The organism is Candidatus Mycolicibacterium alkanivorans (assembly GCF_022760805.1).
Classification (GTDB): Bacteria; Actinomycetota; Actinomycetes; order Mycobacteriales; family Mycobacteriaceae; genus Mycobacterium; species Mycobacterium alkanivorans.
This window is the reverse complement of the sequence record NZ_JAIVFL010000001.1, coordinates 1,940,148-1,959,279: the sequence shown is the minus strand read 5'-3', so window position 1 is coordinate 1,959,279 and position 19,132 is coordinate 1,940,148. Positions and strand designations below refer to the sequence as shown.

At 67.6% G+C, this 19,132-nt stretch carries 13 protein-coding genes and 2 pseudogenes; 2 read left to right on the top strand and 13 right to left on the bottom strand.

Annotated elements, in window-relative coordinates; genetic code table 11:
- Positions 1–16: 16 nt before the first annotated feature.
- From K9U37_RS09810 to K9U37_RS09800, 3 genes are read right to left on the bottom strand one after another with little or no spacing between them, the layout of a single operon-like run.
- On the bottom strand, positions 17–496 hold the full coding sequence (locus K9U37_RS09810; protein WP_243071526.1) for a DUF5130 domain-containing protein: 480 nt from the start codon (positions 494–496) through the stop codon (positions 17–19).
- The gene (gene ctaJ / locus K9U37_RS09805; RefSeq protein ID WP_443627147.1) at positions 483–722 is read right to left on the bottom strand and encodes an aa3-type cytochrome oxidase subunit CtaJ; all 240 of its coding nucleotides are present in this window, start codon (positions 720–722) and stop codon (positions 483–485) included. The genes K9U37_RS09810 and ctaJ overlap by 14 nt, the downstream gene beginning before the upstream one ends.
- A 19-nt stretch (positions 723–741) precedes the next feature.
- Positions 742–1,374 (bottom strand): HNH endonuclease, encoded by a 633-nt coding sequence (locus K9U37_RS09800; RefSeq protein WP_243071525.1) that lies wholly within the window; start codon positions 1,372–1,374, stop codon positions 742–744.
- Between the two features lie 130 nt (positions 1,375–1,504).
- Between K9U37_RS09800 and K9U37_RS09795 the strand changes: the two genes are divergently transcribed.
- On the top strand, positions 1,505–1,900 hold the full coding sequence (locus K9U37_RS09795) for a globin (protein ID WP_243073303.1): 396 nt from the start codon (positions 1,505–1,507) through the stop codon (positions 1,898–1,900).
- A 17-nt stretch (positions 1,901–1,917) separates the two neighbouring features.
- Positions 1,918–3,474 (top strand): glycoside hydrolase family 13 protein, encoded by a 1,557-nt coding sequence (locus K9U37_RS09790; RefSeq protein ID WP_243071524.1) that lies wholly within the window; start codon positions 1,918–1,920, stop codon positions 3,472–3,474.
- Between the two features lie 33 nt (positions 3,475–3,507).
- Here K9U37_RS09790 and K9U37_RS20470 read toward each other — a convergent pair.
- The 10 genes and pseudogenes from K9U37_RS20470 to K9U37_RS09745 form a co-directional block, all read right to left on the bottom strand.
- A pseudogene (locus K9U37_RS20470) lies at positions 3,508–3,918 on the bottom strand (DUF1345 domain-containing protein); the annotation flags it as partial.
- A gap of 139 nt (positions 3,919–4,057) precedes the next feature.
- Positions 4,058–4,693, bottom strand: a complete 636-nt coding sequence (locus tag K9U37_RS09785) for a DUF8185 domain-containing protein (protein ID WP_243071523.1) — start codon at positions 4,691–4,693, stop codon at positions 4,058–4,060.
- A complete protein-coding gene (locus K9U37_RS09780; RefSeq protein WP_252394444.1) occupies positions 4,690–5,052 on the bottom strand; it encodes an acyl-CoA thioesterase in 363 nt (120 codons plus the stop codon). The genes K9U37_RS09785 and K9U37_RS09780 overlap by 4 nt, the downstream gene beginning before the upstream one ends.
- 43 nt (positions 5,053–5,095) lie before the next feature.
- Entirely contained in the window at positions 5,096–9,973 is a 4,878-nt protein-coding gene (locus K9U37_RS09775; protein ID WP_372489486.1) for an NAD-glutamate dehydrogenase, read from the bottom strand.
- 53 nt (positions 9,974–10,026) lie between these two features.
- Entirely contained in the window at positions 10,027–11,700 is a 1,674-nt protein-coding gene (ettA, locus tag K9U37_RS09770) for an energy-dependent translational throttle protein EttA (protein WP_243071521.1), read from the bottom strand.
- 112 nt (positions 11,701–11,812) lie between these two features.
- Positions 11,813–12,256 carry a single-stranded DNA-binding protein gene (locus tag K9U37_RS09765; protein ID WP_243071520.1) on the bottom strand — a complete coding sequence of 148 codons (444 nt, stop codon included), beginning with the start codon at positions 12,254–12,256 and terminating at the stop codon, positions 11,813–11,815.
- Between the two features lie 179 nt (positions 12,257–12,435).
- Positions 12,436–13,544: pseudogene (locus tag K9U37_RS09760) on the bottom strand (cytochrome c oxidase assembly protein).
- Positions 13,545–13,559: 15 nt separating this feature from the next.
- Positions 13,560–15,896: a glycerol-3-phosphate 1-O-acyltransferase gene (locus tag K9U37_RS09755; RefSeq protein ID WP_243071519.1), complete on the bottom strand. Its 2,337-nt coding sequence runs from the start codon at positions 15,894–15,896 to the stop codon at positions 13,560–13,562.
- Entirely contained in the window at positions 15,893–17,491 is a 1,599-nt protein-coding gene (locus K9U37_RS09750; RefSeq protein ID WP_243071518.1) for an HAD-IB family hydrolase/lysophospholipid acyltransferase family protein, read from the bottom strand. Before K9U37_RS09750 ends, K9U37_RS09755 begins: the two co-directional genes overlap by 4 nt.
- Positions 17,488–18,975 carry a wax ester/triacylglycerol synthase family O-acyltransferase gene (locus tag K9U37_RS09745; RefSeq protein ID WP_243071517.1) on the bottom strand — a complete coding sequence of 496 codons (1,488 nt, stop codon included), beginning with the start codon at positions 18,973–18,975 and terminating at the stop codon, positions 17,488–17,490. The genes K9U37_RS09750 and K9U37_RS09745 overlap by 4 nt, the downstream gene beginning before the upstream one ends.
- Positions 18,976–19,132: the final 157 nt, after the last annotated feature.

Sequence of the window (19,132 nt, the reverse complement as noted above, 5' to 3'; positions counted from 1 at the left end):
CCGCGAGGACGACGGACTACGGCCGCGAGATCCCCGCGGACAGCACCCGCACCGCGCTGATCAGGCCGTCGATCAGGTTGCCTTCCTTGAAGGCCCCCGCGGCGGCCGAGACCCCCAGCGGCGCGGCCGATTCGGCGCCACGCCCCCGCACGTCGGCGCCGTAGACCACCTCGATCGCGCGCTGGTCGGGCGAAACCGCCAGCAGCACAGCGTTGTTCGGGGTCGGAACGTCAGCCAGGATCTCCCTCGCACGCCCTGCGGTGTCGGCGCCGAGATCACCGATGTAGACGGCGAAGCGGGCCTTGGACTGCCGGCTGGCGTACTTCAGGGCGTCGTCGATGGCGACGAGGTCCTTGGTCGGGAACGGGTACTGCACCGACAGCTCACCGGGTTCGGTGACTCCGGAGAGCCGTCCGCTGGACGTGACCACCCAGCCCACCGGAAGCTTGGCCGGGTCGAGCGTGGCCGGCGCGCTCGTGTGCTCACCACTTGCCACTTGCGCCACCTCCCACGCTGACGACGTCGGAGCCGTGACCGTGGGGCCCGCCGCCGGGGACCACCTCGTCGATGGCCGCCCACAGGATCGGCTCGTGCGTCCAGGGCTCGGAAAGCTTGTAGGTAGCGGGATGGTTTCCTTTGCGGGAGAGCATCAGTGCGACCAAGACGGCCACGACCGCCAGCGAAACCCCCACGAACAACACGTGGATGACTGCAGCGTTCACGGTTCAAACCGTAGCAGCGTCAGGCAGCGCCCTCGTCGAGGTAGCGCACCCAGGCTGGGTCGAGCTCCTTGACCGTGCACAACAGTCGCCAATGCTGACCCTTCGGTGACGTGGGCACCAGCCGCAGCGTCCAGCCCAGCTCGGTCAGCAGCTTGTCGGCCTTGCGGTGGTTGCACGGCGCGCAAGCGGCCACACAATTCTCCCAGGAGTGCTCGCCGCCGCGGCTGCGGGGCACCACGTGGTCGACGGTGTCGGCCTTGCCGCCGCAGTAGGCGCACCGGAAACGGTCGCGGTGCATCAGCGCCGCCCGGGTCATCGGGATGCGTGCCCGGTAGGGCACCCGCACGTAAGTGCGCAGCCGGATGACCGAGGGCACCACGATCACCCGGGTGGCCGAGTGGATCACAGGCCCTCCAGGGTCGTCGTGGACCACGTCGGCCTTGCCGCACAGCAGCATGATCACGGCCCGCCGCATCGGCAGGGCTGTCAACGGTTCGTAGGTGGAGTTAAGCAACAGCACCCGGCGACGTCCCCACACTGATCCGTCGGCCGGGCTGGGTATGTGAGGGTCAGCGTGCAGGCCGGAGCCCGATAGGGCTCCAGCCGTGCCCGCCGCGGCGCGGTGGCCGCGGTTCCGTTTGCGCTGCGACATACGTCCTCCGCGAACCAGTTCACCATGGATCGGCCGCGAACGCACGACGATTTCGACTGTGTTCGCAGGTCAAATCCGTGAACAACGGGTGACGTTGGTCGTTGCCGACCGCGACGTACACAATGGTGGGGTGGCCGAGGATCCGCAGACGTTCTATGACGAGGTCGGTGGCGCGGAGACGTTCCGCGCGATCGTGTCCCGCTTCTACGAGCTGGTCCGCGAGGACGAGGTGCTGCGGCCGCTGTACCCCGACGACGAGCTCGACGCCGCCGAGGACCGGCTGCGGATGTTCCTCGAGCAGTACTGGGGCGGCCCGCGCACCTATTCGGAGCTGCGCGGACACCCCCGGCTGCGGATGCGTCATGTGCCGTTCAAGATCGGTTTCGTCGAGCGTGACGCCTGGTTGCGGTGCATGCACACCGCGGTCGCCTCGATCGACTCCCAGACGCTGGACGATGCGCACCGCCGCACGCTGCTCGGCTACCTCGACATGGCCGCACAGTCGATGGTGAACTCGCCCTTCTGACGGCACAATGAGAAGGCGTGACCGCCGGAGCGAAGTGGTGGACCAACGCGATCTTCTACCAGATCTATCCCCGCTCGTTCGCCGACAGCGACGGTGACGGTGTCGGCGACCTCGGCGGGGTGGTGGCACACCTCGACCACCTCAGCAGTCTGGGCGTGGACGCGATCTGGCTGAACCCGGTCACCGTCTCGCCGATGGCCGATCACGGCTACGACGTGGCCGACCCGCGCGATGTCGACCCGCTGTTCGGTGGACTCGACGCCCTCGACCGGTTGGTCCAGGAGGCACATGCGCGCAGTATCCGCGTCACGCTGGACCTGGTGCCCAACCACACCAGCTCCCAGCACTCCTGGTTCCAGTCCGCGCTGGCCGCCGGACCGGGCAGCGCCGAACGCGAGCGCTACATCTTCCGCGACGGGCGAGGCCCTGCCGGCGAGCAACCGCCCAACAACTGGGTGTCGGTGTTCGGCGGCCCGGCCTGGACCCGGGTGCCGGACGGGCAGTGGTATCTGCACCTGTTCGACGCCGAGCAGCCCGATCTCAACTGGGACAACCCCGAGGTGTTCGAGGACCTGGAGAAGACGCTACGGTTCTGGCTCGACCGCGGGGTGGACGGATTCCGCATCGACGTCGCCCACGGCATGTCCAAGCCGCCAGGCCTGCCGGACATGACCAATCCCGACATCGAGATGCTCAGATCGCAAGACGACGATCCGAGGTTCAACCACGAGGGTGTGCACGAGATCCACCGCGGCATCCGCTCGGTGCTCGACGACTACCCGCACGCGGTGTCGATCGGCGAGATCTGGGTGTTCGACAACGAGGACTTCGCCAAGTATCTGCGGCCCGACGAACTGCACATGGGCTTCAACTTCCGTTTGGTACGAGCAGAATTCGACGCGGTGAGCATCCACGGTGCGATCGAGAACGCGCTGGCGGCCGCCTCGATCGAGGACGCGAGCCCCACATGGACGCTGTCCAACCACGATGTGGACCGCGAGGTCACCCGCTACGGCGGCGGGCACCGCGGGCTGGCCCGGGCCCGGGCCATGGCGATGGTGATGCTGGCGTTGCCCGGTGCGGTGTTCGTCTACAACGGCGAGGAACTGGGCTTGCCCAATGTCGACCTGCCCGACGAGGTCCTGCAGGACCCGATGTGGGAACGCTCCGGACACACCGAGCGCGGCCGCGACGCATGCCGGGTACCGATGCCGTGGTCGGGTTCTGCTCCCCCGTTCGGCTTTTCGTCCAATCCGCAGACGTGGTTGCCCATTCCTCCGCAATGGGACACGCTCACCGTCGCGCGCCAGAAGGCCGACCCGGACTCGACGCTGTCGTTCTTCCGTTCGATCCTGCATCTGCGGCGCAACGCTTTTCACTTCACAGAGAACGACGTCGAATGGCTGTCGCTGGGACCCGAGTTGCTGGCGTTCTTCTCCGGCGGGGTGTTGTGCGTGCTGAACACCGGCACGTCGGAGCGGGCGCTTCCGGCCGGCACGGTCATTGCCTCCAGTGCGCCGATCGACGGGTCCTCGCTGCCACCGGATTCGGCGGCGTGGGTGGTGACGGCTTAGACCGGTGTCGGAGATCGCGAAGCTCATGCCAACCGCGAAGGAGACGTAGAAGAAGTCCGAGTAGCAGGGCCGGTCGCTGTCGTGCGGGTCGTTGAAGTCGATCCCGCCGTTCCGCGCCGGGTCGAAGTAGTGCTTGGCATAGATCAGCGCGTACAGCGTGTGGATGGTGAGCCAGGACAACACGATGCTGCCGACCGCCAGCCAGCGTGCGCCGTCGTCGTGGGCCTGGCGCAGCAGAACCCCGACACCGACCAGGCTGGCCGCCGCGCCGCCGAGGATCAACACGACGACCGCGAGGTGGCCCGGCTCCTCCCGCCCGGCGTGTGTCTCGGTCCGGCGGTGGTCGAAGCGCCACAGGGCCAGCCACGTCCAGCCGGTGAAGACGCTCGCCACCGCGGTCCATCCGCCGAGCAGAGACAGCGAACCACTGCGCGTCCACAGCATGGCGGCGACGACGGCGCCGACCGCGCTACCCACGGCAACTCGCGCCGCCGGGCTGTGCCAGAACGGCAGCCTGCCTGACCCGTTCTCAGCCATCACTCCCCCGCCTTGTCGTCATCGAGGGCAACGCGGGGGTGGGCTCTCACCGCAGCACCAGCGCGGGATCGCCGCGTCGGCGAAACACCGAACCGAATCGGGCGTCGATCCGCAGCCACGCCGGCAGCACCCGCACCCGCACGATCTCGTCTTCGGATGGCGACTCGGGTACGAAACCCATTGCGGTCAAGGCGAACACGCAGCGCATCGGGATACCGATCGCGGTGTCCGCCGAGCTGACCTGCAGTACCTCCTGATCCAGCAGCGAGGCCGGCGGGCCGTGCGCGCTGCCGTGGTCGCGGGCCAGGTCTGCACCGCGGCGCGCCAGGTTGACCAGCACCGCGGCCGGAATGTCATCGACATGGGCGAACCCGGCGTCCGGCGGAAGCACACCTCGCCAGGCGGAGTCCATCGAATACCCGGTGTCGACTACACCCGAGGCGTCAGCATTGCGCAGACCCCGAGCCAATTGGTCTGCGCCGCAAGACAAATCCCCAGCATCGAGCTCTCCGGCCACCACCCGCACGGCCAACACGTCGAAACCCGTGTTCACCCAGGCCGCCAGCAGCCCGTCGGCGCGCCGGCGCAGCCGGACCACCGCGGCATCGTCGAGCCTAAGCGCACGATCGACGAAGGCGGCCAGGTCGTTTCGCTGGACCACGTCGGCTATGGTGAGGCTCATCGCAGGTAACGCTGCAGGTACTCCCGGTGCGTCGACGAGAGCCGGACCAGTCGCTGCTCTTCGATGTGCACCGCGGCCAGTTGGGTTTCGGCGATCACCGACGGACGCGAATCCGGCGCGGCGCCCACCGAGCGCACCTCATAGCCCAGGGTGAAGTCCACCGCACGCAGCCGTTTGGTCCACATCGTCACCTGCAGCGGTGAATCAGCAAGCCGCAGTTGCCCTTTGTAGAGCACCTGCACCTCGTGGATGAGCAGGCCGATGGTGGCGATGTCCTCAGCGAACGGCTCGCGCAGGAAGTCCACGCGCGCCTCCTCCAGGATCGTCACCATAGTGGCGTGGTTGATGTGCTGGTACATGTCGATATCGGACCAGCGCACACGCACGCCGGTGGTGAAGCCGTTAGCCACTTGTTCCTGTTCCGGTCGTTCGGGTCATGTTGCGGAGCTGTCGGGCCGCCACCGACAACGTCGCGAGGTCGCGTTCGTCGTCGGCGTAGATCTCGGCCAGGGTTCGGCGCGCCCGCTCCACTCGGGAGCCGTTGGTGTGCTCCCACTCGGCGATCTTCTGCTCCCCCGTCTCGTCCGGTTCCCCGACCGCCAGCACGTCGAAACACAACGTCCGCAGCGAACCGTAGATGTCGTCGCGGATCGCCAGGCGGGCCAGGGCATGCCAGCGGTCGTCGCGGGGCAGCCCGGACACCGCGGTCAGCAGTCCGTCGGTGCTCAGATGGTCCATCAGCGCGAAGTAGGTGTCGGCCACCTCGCCCGGATCGCGTTCGACGATGTCGGCGATGTCGATCACGTCGAGCAGGCTGTACTTGTAGAGGCCGGTGGCCACGCTGTACGCCAGTTCCGGCGAGGCGCCGTGCGCGCCGAACTCGGCGGCCTCCTTGGCGACGATGGCCTTGTCTTCACCGCGCAACCACTCCGACATCCGCGGAGTCAGCGCGGCGACCTGGGCGGCGAACCGGTTGATCTCGGCGCCGACCGCCAAGGGCTGCGGGCGGTAGTTCAACAGCCAGCGCGACGCCCGGTCGAGCAGTCGGCGCAGGTCCAGCGTCATCCGGTCGGAGACGTTGACCGGCACCTGGCCGTTTGCACCGGCGTCGCGAATCTGGCGCCACACCTCGCCGATTCCGAAGATCGCGTCGGTGGCCGCGAACGTGCGCACCGCGTCGACGTAGCTGACGCCGACGTCCTCGGTGATCCGGTAGGCGAAGGTGATCCCGCCGGTGTCGATGACGTGGTTGACCAGCATCGTGGTGACGATCTCGCGCCGCAGCTGGTGATTGCGGATATCGGCGGCGAAGGTGTCGCGCAGCCGGCTGGGGAAGTACTGCGGCAGCCGCGAGGCGAACACCTCCTGGTCGGGCAGGTCGCTGGCCAGCACCTCGTCTTTGAGGGCGAGCTTGACGTGGGCCATCAGGGTCGCCAGCTCCGGTGAGCTCAGGCCGATGCCGACCTCCTGGCGGCGGCGGATCTCCTTGTTGGACGGCAGCGCCTCGAGCTCACGGTTGAGCTCGCGGCGCTCCTCCAGCTCGCGGATCTGACGGGCGTGCACGTTGAGCATCGATGCCGCATTGGCCCGGCTGGTGCCCATCAGGTCGTTCTGGTCGATGTTGTCGGTCAGCACCAGCGCGCCCACCTCGTCGGTCATCGACATCAGCAGCTCGGTGCGCTGTTCGGCGCTGACCTTGCCCACCGTGACCAGCGAGTCGACCAGGATCTTGATGTTGACCTCGTGATCGGAGCAGTCCACTCCGGCGGAGTTGTCCAGCGCATCGGTGTTGATCCGCCCGCCGCACAGGTCGAATTCGACGCGGCCCAGCGAGGTCACACCGAGGTTGCCGCCCTCGCCGATCACCTTGGCGCGCACCTGGTTTCCGTTGACGCGCACCGTGTCGTTGGCACGATCGGCGACGTCGGCGTCGGATTCGGACTCCGCCTTGATGTAGGTGCCGATACCGCCGTTGAACAGCAGGTCAACCGGGGCCTGCAGGATCGCCCGTATGAGGGTCGGCGGAGTCGTCTCTGTGACACCGTCGTCGATGCCGAGCGCCTCGCGCATCTGCGGGCTGATCGGAATCGACTTCTGCTGGCGGCTGAACACCCCGCCGCCGGAGCTGATCAGGCTGGAGTCGTAGTCCTGCCAGCTCGAGCGCGGCAGGTCGAACAGCCGGCGGCGCTCCTCCCAGGACCTGGCCGCGTCCGGGTCCGGGTCGACGAAGATGTGTCGGTGGTCGAAGGCAGCGATCAGGCGGATGTGGCGGGACAGCAGCATCCCGTTGCCGAACACGTCGCCGCTCATGTCGCCCACGCCGACGACGGTGAAGTCCTCGCTCTGGGTATCGACACCCATTTCCAGGAAGTGGCGTTTGACGGCCTCCCACGCACCCTTGGCCGTGATGCCCATGGCCTTGTGGTCGTAGCCGACCGAGCCACCGGAGGCGAACGCGTCACCGAGCCAGAATCCGTAGGACTTGGCTACGTCGTTGGCAAAGTCGGAGAACGTGGCGGTGCCCTTGTCCGCGGCGACAACCAGGTAGGCATCGTCGCCGTCGCGGCGGACCACGCCCGGCGGGGTGATGACGTGGCCGCCGGTGCGGTCGACGTTGTCGGTGACGTCGAGCAGGCCGGCGATGAACAGCCGGAAGCAGGCCACCCCTTCGTTGCGGGAGGCGTCGCGGTCGGCGGCGGCGTCACCGGTCGCCGCCGGCGGCCGCTTGACCACGAAGCCGCCCTTGGCCCCGACCGGGACGATGACGGCGTTCTTGACGGCTTGCGCCTTCACCAGGCCGAGGATCTCGGTGCGGAAGTCCTCGCGGCGGTCCGACCAGCGCAGGCCGCCGCGCGCGACGTGACCGAACCGCAGGTGCACACCCTCGACCCGTGGCGAGTACACGAAGATCTCGAATTTCGGCCTGGGCAAAGGCAATTCGCTGATCAACTGGGGATTGAGCTTGAGTGACAAAACGTTATGGGCACGCGCCGAGCTGTCGTCGTCGACGAAGTAGTTGGTGCGCAACGTCACCTGGATCATCGAGGCGAACGCCCGCAGCACCCGGTCGGTGTCGAGGCTGACCAGCGCGTCGATGTCGGCGCTCACCGCTGCCGCGGCGGCGTGGGCGTCCAGGCCCTTGTCCGTCGACTCCGGGTCGAACATCGCCTCGAAGAGTGCGACCAGCGAGCGCGCGGTGCCGGCATTCTCGTTGAGCACCGACTCGATATGCGCCTGGCTGTAGGGAAAAGCGGCCTGGCGCAAGTACTTTGCGTAGGCGCGCAGCACGGCGACCTGCTGCCAGGTCAGTCCGGCCCGCAGCACCAGCTCGTTGAACCGGTCGATCTCGGCCCAGCCGTGACAGATCGCGGTGACGGCGTCGGCGAAGCGCTGCGCGGTGGCGTCCCGCTCCTGTTCGGTGGCGGCGTCCGGCATCGAGGCGTCGGGCCGGATCTTGAACTGGTAAATCCAGACTTTGAGCCCGTCCGGTCGTACGACGGTGAACGGCCGCTCCTCGAGCACCAGCACGCCCATGCACTGCAACATCGGCAGCAGGTGACTCAGCGAGGCCGTCGAGCCGCCGAGATACCAGGTGAGGAACGCGTCACGGCCGTCGTCACCCTTCTCGAACTGCAGCTTGACCGAGTTGTCCTGCAGCGCTTCGATGTAGCCGATGTCGGTAATCGCCTCGGTAGGGCTGACGACCTGCTTGAACTCCTCGGGCAGGGCGTCGGCGTAGTGCTCGGCCATCGCCTGGTCGATCGAGCCGGTCCTGGCCGCACCGATCAGCCGGTCGCCCCAGGTGCGCAGCGCCTCGGTGAGCAGCCCCCGCACGCGGGTGCGGTTGGCTTCGGTGGTGTCGATCGACTGGCGGGTGAACGAGTCGGGCAGGCGCACCGTGAAATGCACGACAGCCCAGGGCGATTCGCTGACCCGGGCGGTGTAGTCGATGCTCAGGCCGCCGAACTCGCGAACCAGGATGTCCTGCATGGCCAGCCGCACCGCCGTGGTGTAGCGATCACGCGGCAGGTACACCAGACAGGACACGAAATGCCCGAGCTGGTCGGCGCGCAGGAACAACAGCGCACAACGGCGCGAGCCGAGCTCGACGACGGCGCTGGCCGTCGCGAGCATCTGCTCGGCGGTCAGCGAGAACAGCTCGGAGCGCGGGATGGTCTGGAGGATGTCGAGCATCAGCTGACCGGGGTGGCTGGGGTCGTCCTTGGACATGGCCAGCACCTCGCGCGCCCGCCGCGAGATCAACGGGATGTCGAGCACATTGGCGCTCGTCGCGGCCACGGCGAACAGCCCGACGAACCGATGTTCCACATCGCCGCCGTCCCGCTGCTCGCGGATCACCACGATGTACGGATACGCCCCGTAGCGCAGGAAGCTGGGCATGGTCGCCTGCGCCAGCACCAGCAGATCACCGGGCTCGGTCAGCTCGGGCAGCACCTCGGTGCGCAGCCGAGCGACGCCGAGGCGGGTGGACTCGTCGACCGTCGCGTGGCCGTCGGCGACCACGCACAGCTGCGAGCCCAGCAGCACGAAGTGGCCGTCGGCCAGCCAGCGCAGCAGGTCGGCGACGTCCCGGCGATCGGGGCCCGCGAACCGGTCTCCGGTGTCGGCGTCCATCTCGCGGGCGAGGTTCGGCAGCACCGCGCTCAGCTGCACCGAGTCCAGCGCCACCTGGCGTGCGTCGGCGACGACCATCGGCAGCAGCCGCTGCGCCTCGGCAAGCGCCTTGCGGTGGACCGAGGGCGAAAGCTGGACGTGGATCCAGGACTCCTGGAAACCGTCGGCCCCCGTGTCCGCCTCAGCGGACTGCGGTCGCACATCGAGCAGCTCGCCGGTCGGGCTGCGCCGGACCCGGAACACCGGGTTCATCAGCGCGACGTAGGCCACACCGAGGCGGTGCAGCAGCACCGTGACCGAGTCCAGCAGCATAGCGGCCTGATCGGCGACGATCTGCAGGGCCGGACCGAAGCCAGCGGGGTCGTCGCTGCCGTAGACGGCCACCAGCGTCTCCCCGGCCGGCCGCCCGTGCGCGAGACGTTCCTGAGCTGCGATGAGCTCCGGCGGAACCACATCTTGGGCGTTGACCTGGACCAGCGGTCCGGAGTCGTCGGCGTCGGCGTGCGGGACGCCGTCGTGGGGGCCTCGATAGGTGGCCAGGTAGGCCGCGCCCATCGCCGAGTTCATCTCGTCGACGGCGTCCTGGCTGAGATGAGTCCACTCGACGGGCAAGTCGAGGCTGGTAGTTCTGGGGTCAACCGTCATACCTGCCACTCCTGATGAGCCGGCGAACCGACGCTGGTCCGCAGCCGATCACATTAGTCGCGGGTGAGCCTGCGGTGGGTCACCCGGTGCGGACGAGCCGCATCCGCACCCAATCTCTCGACTTTGTTCTCCTCGTAGGCCCCGAAGTTGCCCTCGAACCAGAACCACTTCGCCTCGTTGTCGTCGTCGCCCTCCCACGCCAGGATGTGCGTGCAGGTGCGGTCCAGGAACCAGCGATCGTGGCTGATGACCACCGCGCAGCCGGGGAAGTTCTCCAGCGCGTTCTCCAGCGAGCCGAGGGTCTCGACGTCAAGGTCGTTGGTCGGTTCGTCGAGCAGGATCAAATTGCCACCCTCTTTGAGCGTCAACGCCAGATTGAGCCGGTTGCGTTCACCGCCGGACAGCACGCCCGCCGGCTTCTGCTGGTCAGGACCCTTGAATCCGAATGCCGAGACGTAGGCACGGGATGGAATCTCGTTGTGGCCGACCTCGATGTAGTCCAATCCATCGGAGACCACCTGCCACACCGTCTTGTTCGGGTCGATGCCGGCCCGGCTCTGATCGACGTAGCTCAGCTTGACCGTCTCGCCGACCCGGACCGTACCGCTGTCCGGCTTCTCCAGACCGACGATCGTCTTGAACAACGTGGTCTTGCCGACGCCGTTGGGCCCGATCACCCCGACGATGCCGTTGCGCGGCAACGTGAACGACAGGTCCTTGATCAACACCCGCCCGTCGTAACCCTTGTCCAGATGCTCGACTTCGACGACGACGTTGCCCAGCCGCGGCGGAGCGGGGATCTGGATCTCCTCGAAGTCGAGCTTGCGGGTCTTCTCGGCTTCGGCCGCCATCTCCTCGTACCGGCCGAGTCGGGCCTTGTTCTTGGCCTGCCGGGCTTTGGCGCCCGAGCGCACCCAGGCCAGCTCCTCCTTGAGCCGCTTCTGCAGCTTCTGGTCCTTCTTGCCCTGCACCTCCAGGCGCTCGGCCTTCTTCTCCAGATAGGTCGAGTAGTTGCCCTCGTACGGGTAGGCCCGGCCGCGGTCGAGCTCGAGGATCCACTCGGCGACGTTGTCCAGGAAGTACCGGTCGTGGGTGACCGCCAGAACCGCGCCCTTGTAGGCGGCGAGGTGCTGTTCCAGCCACAGCACGCTTTCGGCGTCGAGGTGGTTGGTGGGCTCGTCGAGCAGCAGCAGGTCCGGCTTGCTCAACAGCAGTTTGCACAGCGCTACCCGGCGCTTCTCACCACCGGACAGGTGGGTCACCGGCTCGTCGGGCGGCGGGCAGCGCAGCGCGTCCATCGCCTGCTCCAGCTGAGAGTCGATATCCCAGGCGTCGGCGGCGTCCAGCTCTTCCTGGAGCTTGCCCATCTCGTCCATCAGCTCGTCGGTGTAGTCGGTCGCCATCAGCTCGGCGACCTCGTTGTACCGATTGAGCTTGGCCTTGATCGCCACGCCGTCCTCGACGTTCTCCCGGACCGTCTTGGTCTCGTCCAGCTGCGGCTCCTGCATGAGGATGCCGACGGTCGCGCCGGGCGCCAGGAACGCATCGCCGTTGTTGGCCTGGTCCAGACCGGCCATGATCCGCAGCACGCTGGACTTACCGGCACCGTTGGGGCCGACCACGCCGATCTTGGCGCCGGGCAGAAAGGCCAGTGTGACGTCGTCGAGGATGACCTTGTCGCCGTGGGCCTTGCGGACCTTCCGCATCGTGTAGATGTAATCCGCCATTGCCGCGGTGTCGCCTTCCGTCTTTTCGTGTATTTCTCGCCGACCATCCTAGGCGTCACCCGGTCGGGGCCCGGCGGCCGCGCAGGGTCTCTGCCGCGCGGCCGCCACCCCGTCAGGCCGACAGCACCAGATCCGCCGCTTCCTCGGGCTCCTCCGCCTCATCGGGTGCGGCCTCCTCGGCGACAGGTTCGGCCGCCTTGGGCTGTGGCTGCTCGAAGCGCACGATGGCCCGGGACAGGTCTGGGCCCACGGCGGTGGCGCGCATCTCCAGCGACGAGCGCCGCACGCCGTCCTTGTCTTCGTACTCACTGGTGAAGACGTCGCCGACGACGATCACCGGGGCGCCCTTGTAAAGGGCCGCCCCGACGCCGGTGACCAGCTTGCCCCAGCAGTTGACGGTGATGAACAGCGAATTGCCCGGTTCCCAGGTGCCTTCGCCGTTTCGGCGCCGGGAGTTACTGGCCACCCGGAAGCTGATCAGCTCCTGGCCGTTGACGGGCTTGCGCCGAAGGTCAGTGACGATGCGGCCGACGACGGTGAGATGGGTTTCGAACATGGCTGGGGTCCTTTCAATCCAGAGCGATCCATTACCTACTCAGTCAGCCGCGAGGCACCGACATCGAGGTCCGCGCCGCGACCGGGCGGTCGGCGGCTGTGGATGAAGTGCGGACTGTGGATGACGACACGGCCGCCACGAACCGCCGCGAGTTCACTCTGATCGACGACTGAGACAGCTCAGCGGTTGACGCCGCCGGCGTCGCGACGGGCCAACTCGGCCAGCATCGCGTTGTAGGCAACCAGATCCGCCTCGTGATCGCGGTCGGCGGCGCGGTCCAACCGCTTGGCCGTGCGCCGGTCGCTTCGGCTCCACTGCACCAGCAGCGCGACCATCACCACCATGAGCGGTACCTCACCTGGGGCCCACGCGATCGAGCCGCCGAGGTGCTGGTCACCCACCAGGTCGGTATGCCAACTCAAATGCAGTGAGCGGTAAAAACTTTCGCCGAGCACCCGCTGCATACCCATCATCACCACACCGAAGAACGCGTGCAGCGGCAGCGTGGCGAACACCATGGCGATCTTGGCTACCGACGGCAACTGCCGCGGTGCCGGATCCACTCCGATGACCACCCAGTAGAACAGGTAGCCGCTCATCAGGAAGTGCAGGTTCATCAGGACGTGCGCCCCGTGGTGGCTGACCGCATCGTCGAAGATTCCGCCGAAGTACAGCGCGTAGAAGCCCACCACGAACATCACGGTGGCCACGACCGGATGGGTGAAGAACCGCGACCAGCGGCTGTGCAGGCCGTCGAGTAGCCATTCGCGGGGGCCGTCCAGCCCCAGCGCAGCACCGCGACGCTGGCGACGGTGACGAAAAGGGCTAGGAACGCCGTCCAGCGCCATGCGTTCGCAATGTCGACCAGACTGGCCACCGACCACAGCTGAACCGGGTTGAGATCGTCGCGCAGCGGCTGTCCCGACACGTCGGAGATCGTCAGCGGCACAAGCAGCGCCGCGCACACCGTCCACACCGCGGAGGCCACCGAGCCCAGCCGCAGGGCGAGATAGCCCGCGGCGTCGAGTACGCCGTTATCCTGGGGAGGGACGAAGAACGCCGCGAACATGAACGAGCCGACAGCCAGCACGGCGGCGATCTCCCCCGCCGCCCGCATGAACGGCAGCCCCAGCGTGGTCACCGGTCCCGGGTCGGGCAGGCCGGTTGCGGCCAGCGCCTCGGCCAGCGACAGCGCGCCGATACCCGCCGCGGTGATCCCGGCCAGCAACGCGACCACCGACAACACCGGCCACACCGCGCTGCGGCGGAAGCCGGTAGTCGCGGTCATGCCGCCAGCGTATGGTCAGCCGGCCTGTTCACGAACTCGGACCTCGCGGGCGTAGAACTGCTCGGCGGACAACTTGTGAATGCGGTCCATGTCGGCCAGGATGCCGCGCAGCTCCAGCAGGAACGCCTGCCTCCGCTCCCGCAGGTTCGGTGCCTGTTCCAGCAGGTGTTGATCGGCGGCCACCTGTCGCGCGGTCGCGAACAGCAGTGCCGACACCGACTCGTTGCTGCGGATCCGGCCCTGCGCCGCGTACTGGGCCCCGACGCCCAGGGCGATCTTGGAGAGCTCCTTCTCCCCGATCTCAGCCGGCGCGTCACACAGCACGTCGGCGACGATCTCGTAGGCCTCCAGGAACGGCCGCAGCATCGCGTTCGCCATCAGGGGTCGCTTCTCACGCAACAGGTTGTCGACGGCTTCGCCGCCGGCCGCGACGTGGATCTCCCAGTCGTCGTGCCACTCCATCTCCTCGGCCAGGTGCTCGCGGAAGGACGCCGAGTCGGCGAAGTAGAAGTCGAACTTCAACAGGTCACGCAGACGCATCGCCTGCTCCCAGAACAGCGCCACCCGGGCGCCGTCGGGTGCGCGGCCGGCATGGGCCAGGGCGAGCTCGACAATGGAGGTCTCCAGGAAGGCGTGGATGAGCGTGTTGCGGTAGAACGCGGCCTCGTGCTCGTGTTCGGGCGCGATCCGCCACACCGGTTCGTGACCGCCGTCCACCCGGGTCACCGGATGCCCGTTGGACAGTGCGTCGACTGCCGCGCGCACACCGTCGAGCGTGCGAAGTCGCAAGGCGCTGTTGGTAACCGGAGTCTGCTTGCGCTCCAGGTAGTCCAGCGAATCCTGCAGGGTGTGGTGCAGCTGCCCCAGCGTCAACGCACGGCCACGCGTTGTGAGCAGCAGCGCCGACACCAGCCCCGTGGCATTGATCGGCGTCGCCGCGAGGATCCGCCAGGCCACCTCGAACGCCATCTTTTGCAGCGCAAGACGTTTGGCGGCCGGGTCGGAGACCATCGAGCCGCCGGGCTCACCGAGGTACTGGCGCATCGAGACCGCGTCGGGAAAGCGGACGTAGATCTTGCCGTAGTTGCGCTCGCCCTGGGCCTTGATGAACTTGTACAGCCACTCCGCGCCCTCCGGGGTCTTCTCCCCACCGCGCGCGTAGGCCGCGTATTCGGCGGTCTCGTGCAACTGGTCGAAGCTGATCGACACCGGCTGCAGCAGAATGTCCTCGCTGCGGCCGTCCAGGTAGGCGTCGGCGACATAGGCGAGCAGACCGAGCTTGGGCGGCAACATCTTTCCGGTCCGCGAACGGGTGCCCTCGATCGACCAGCTCAGGTTGAAGCGCTTCTCGACGATGTAGCCGACGAACTGGCGAAGCACGTACTTGTACACCGGATCGTCGAGCTTGCGTCGCAGGAAGATGACACCCGAGCGGCGCATCAGCGGGCCCAAGAATCCGAAGGAGAGGTTGATCCCGGCGAACGTGTGCGTCGGTGGCAGCTTGTTCTCCTGCATCGCCACCGGGACGATGACACCGTCGAGATAGGACCGGTGGGAGAACAGCAACACCGCTGGGTGGTCTTCCAGGGCACGGCGCATCGACTCGATTTCCACCGGGTCGTAGTCGATGCGGGGATCGAAGCCGCGGCTGAAGATCGCCCGGCCCAGGTTGGGGATCAGGTCCACCGAGAACCTGCTCCAGCCGGTGGCCAGCTCGTTGAGCATCTCCTCGGCCTTGACGGGGCTGGCCCCGGGGATCTTCTCCAGTCCCTCCATGAAACGGGACGACGCCATCAGCTCATCGGTGATGAGTTGCGGCGACTTGTACTCCGGCCCGAGCAGGCGCAGTTCCATCCGCTCGATGGCCAGTGCCGCGCGACGCAGCACGAAGCGGGCGAAGTCGCGCGGACTTTCGCCGACCGTCTTCTCCTGCCACTGCCGGCGCAGCTCGGACACCTTGGCCGGCTCGCCGGCGACGATGCGGGCGCGCGACGGATCCTTGCGAAGAATGCTGCGCTGCAACAACTCCGGCGGCCGGTAGGTGTCTCGGCCCGAGATCAAACCGACGATCTTGACCCGGGTGGGCAGCCCGCCCGGAACCCAGAACACCTGCACCGGAACCACCAGCCGGTCCCCACCGGTCCCAAGTTCCTCGACGAGTTGGGCCACCACCCCCGGCGGCGGATCCCCGGCGGGTAACTGCAACACCTCGAGTTTGGTGTTGGGGTGCGCCCGCCGCTGGGCGTGCAGCCAGTCATTGAGCAGCTCGAGTTCGGCCTTCGACGACACCGAGGCCAGCACCAGCGCGTCGCCGGTAGTGCCGAAATCGGCGAGGTGATCGCAGGCGGTCATCGACCGCCCCTGACAGTCGGCGGCTCGGTTTTCTTGGCCGCTGCCTTCTTTGTCGCCGCCGTTTTGACCGGCGCCTTCCTGGCCGCTGCCTTTTTGGCCGGCGCCTTCCTGGCCGCTGCCTTCTTGTAGATCGGGTGCACCGGAACCTTGTCCTGCGGCCAGTCCGCGAGGGTGTCGAGGTAGAGCTGCCGGACACCGGCGATCCGCTCGGAGAGGTCGTCGAGCGTCCAGTCCTCCACTGAAATCGGCGGATAGACAACGACATCCACGGTTCCGGGATTCATCGTCGAGGAGTCCCGCGGAGCGATCACCTCGGCATTGCGGATCACGATCGGGACCAGTGGCACACCGGCGGCCATCGCCAGCCGGAACGGGCCCTTCTTGAAGGGACCCACGGTGCGGGTGTCCAGCCGGGTGCCTTCCGGCGCGATCAGAATCGACAGGCCCTTCTCGACGAGGTCCTCGACACGCTGGAGCGACTCCACGGCGGCCTTCGGGTCGTCCCGGTCGATGAACACGGTGTCGACCAGCTTGCCCAATGTGCCGATCACGGGGTCGCTTTCGAGTTCCTTCTTCCCCACCCCGGTCCAGTTGTCCTTGATCAGGGCTGCGGAGATGATGGGGTCGAAGTTGTTGCGGTGGTTGAAGATGAACACCGCGGGCCGCTTCTTGGTCAGATTCTCCGCACCCAGCACGTTGAGATTCACGCCGTTGGCGGCCAGCATCAGGTTCGGGAACGCGGTGGTGAAGAAGTTCACGCCGCGGCGTCGGCTTCGGGTCAGCAGGCCCCAGCCGATCGCGCCGGTGGCGGCCGGGAGCAGCGACCCGACGCCGAGCAGGGTCCGCACCTGACCCATCAGCCCACCGCTGCCGCGACTGTTGAATTCCAGGATGGGCCAGCCGCGCCGCCGTGCCACCGCGGCCATCTTGCCCTCGGGGTTGGTGGGCCGGGGGTTGCCGACCAGATACATCAGCGCGACGTCCTCGTCGCCGTCGGCGTAGAAGTAGGACCGCTTGAGGTCGATGTCGTTGTCGGCGGCGAACTTCTGCACCGCGTCGGCCTTGCCGGGCCCCCACAGGATCGGGCGCACAACCTCGCCGGTGAGGACGTCGTCCTCGTCGACCTCGAACTTGTTGGTCAGCGTGTTCTCGATGCCCAGGAAGCGGGCCACCGGCTCGACCTGCAGTGTCAGCGCCGACGAGCTGAGCACCACCGTGTGGCCGCGCTCCATGTGCGCGTGTACCAGCTCGCGCATCTCCGGATAGATCCGTTTCTCGATCTTCTGGATGAACAGCCGCTCGCCGATCTCGTGCAGGTCGGACAGTGCGCGACCGCGCAACGCCTGCGAGGCCTTGCCGATCAGCTCCTCGAACTCCAACCGGCCGAGCCGGTGGTTGAGCCCGGCCGCGATCATCGTGATGAGCTCGCCGATGCCCATGTCCCGGCTGCGGAAGCGCTCCTGGGTGAGGATCACCGCGGTGAAGCCGGCGACCAGCGTGCCGTCGAGGTCGAAGAAGGCACCGATCTGGGGGCCGGGCGGGCTGGCCGTCACCTCGGCGACCGAGCCGGGCAGGCGCAGGTTCTTGTCACTCATGAGTAGGACACCGATCCGTTCGCAGGGGTTTGCGTGGAGTCGTCAACCGGGTCGGGGAACGACGACGGGACCACCCGCCGTGGCGGATCACCGGCCAGGGCGAGCACCTCGTCGAATCCGCACCGCAGGCACTGCGCAAACAGTTCCTCGTTGGTGATCGCGGCCCTGTCGTATCGGGCGGTGACGGTCGCGTAGCCGCCCCGGGAAACCAGCACGACCATGATCGCAACCCCGGGCAGCGGCCCAAGACCGAACTGGCGCAACACCTTCGACCCGGCGATGAAGGTTTCGCCGGCGTAGACCGGCACATTGCTGGCCTGCACGTCAGAGGCGATCACCGATCCGCTCATCGCCTCGAGCACCGCGTCGGGCAGCAGGCTGAGCACCGGCGCCACCGAGCCGATCAGGTCGATGGCGGCCTCCTCACGCCGGGAGGTCATCTGCTTGCGGATCTTCCGGATGCGCAGAGCCGGGTCGGCGACACCGATCGGGGCCGCCAGGTTGACCCCGGCGAACCGGTTGCCGCCGGCCGGATCGGCTTCGGCGCGCAGGCTCACCGGCACGGCCATCGGCAAGCTGTTGACCGGGACGCCGAGCGCCTCGTGATAGAGCCGCAGCGCACCGCACAGCCCGGCCAGATAGGCGTCGTTGATCGATCCGCCGGCCGCGTGGGCGGCCGATCGCAAGTCCGCCAGTTTCATCTCGATGGCTTCACTGCGCGAGGACAGGCTGCGCCGCCGCAGCAGCGGGGACGGCTCGGCCGCCCGGCCCATCACCCGGCGTCCGGACCGGGCGTAGTCGAGGACGTCGAACACGGCGGTGCCCGGATTGCGCACCACGCGGCCAATGGCCGACAGCCCGCCGGACACCACGCCGAACAGGCCGGCCACGATGGCGCCGGGCAACTGGTTGATGCCCTCGCGCATCAGGTCGTTGGGGGTGAGGTCCTGAGGCACCGGCATCGGCGGGGTCGGCCGCGCGGGTGGATTGCGTTCCAGGTCATAGATCTCGGCGAACATCGTCGCCGCGCCCACCCCGTCGGTGACGGCGTGACTCAGATGCAGCAGGGTGGCGGCCTTGCCTGCCTCGAGTCCTTCGACCAGGGTGGCGGTCCACAACGGCCGGGAGATGTCCAGCGGCGACTGCAGGCTCACCTCGGCCAGGTCGAGCACCTGGCGCAGGGTGCCTGGCTCGGGGACGCGCACCCGGCGGACGTGGAAGTCGAGGTTGAAGTCCGGGTCGACCACCCAGCGCGGCGGTGCGGTGGGCAGGGTCGGCACGACGACGCGCTGCCGCAACCGCAGGACCTTGCGGGAGGCGTTGTCGAAGCAGGCCCGGAAGTGCTCCCAATCCGGGGTGGTGTCGAGGATCTCCAGCGCCATGATGCCCGAGCGGGTCCGCGGGTTCGCTTCGCCGCGATGCAGCAGCATGTCGAGGGGCCCGAGTTCGGACGGCAGACCGTTCGCATCAACAGGTCGGCTCATCGATCCCTCCTCATCGACACCAGCACCCTCCCACGCTAGTCGGCGCGCGGCGCGCAATTGGCCGGATCACCGGACGGCTTCTGTCATAAAGGTGACGACCTCCGTCTGCGCGCCGACAACCGAAGTTCACCAACCGGACACCGGATGGCACCACACT

What these genes read in the sequence shown, in the direction of transcription:
- K9U37_RS09745 (WP_243071517.1), bottom strand. Translation starts at nt 18,975, where the DNA reads ATGAGCCGACCTGTTGATGCGAACGGTCTGCCGTCCGAACTCGGGCCC.
- ettA (WP_243071521.1), bottom strand. Translation starts at nt 11,700, where the DNA reads ATGGCGGATTACATCTACACGATGCGGAAGGTCCGCAAGGCCCACGGC.
- K9U37_RS09750 (WP_243071518.1), bottom strand. Translation starts at nt 17,491, where the DNA reads ATGAGTGACAAGAACCTGCGCCTGCCCGGCTCGGTCGCCGAGGTGACG.
- K9U37_RS09775 (WP_372489486.1), bottom strand. Translation starts at nt 9,973, where the DNA reads ATGACGGTTGACCCCAGAACTACCAGCCTCGACTTGCCCGTCGAGTGG.
- K9U37_RS09755 (WP_243071519.1), bottom strand. Translation starts at nt 15,896, where the DNA reads ATGACCGCCTGCGATCACCTCGCCGATTTCGGCACTACCGGCGACGCG.
- K9U37_RS09785 (WP_243071523.1), bottom strand. Translation starts at nt 4,693, where the DNA reads ATGAGCCTCACCATAGCCGACGTGGTCCAGCGAAACGACCTGGCCGCC.
- K9U37_RS09800 (WP_243071525.1), bottom strand. Translation starts at nt 1,374, where the DNA reads ATGTCGCAGCGCAAACGGAACCGCGGCCACCGCGCCGCGGCGGGCACG.
- K9U37_RS09765 (WP_243071520.1), bottom strand. Translation starts at nt 12,256, where the DNA reads ATGTTCGAAACCCATCTCACCGTCGTCGGCCGCATCGTCACTGACCTT.
- K9U37_RS09780 (WP_252394444.1), bottom strand. Translation starts at nt 5,052, where the DNA reads ATGTACCAGCACATCAACCACGCCACTATGGTGACGATCCTGGAGGAG.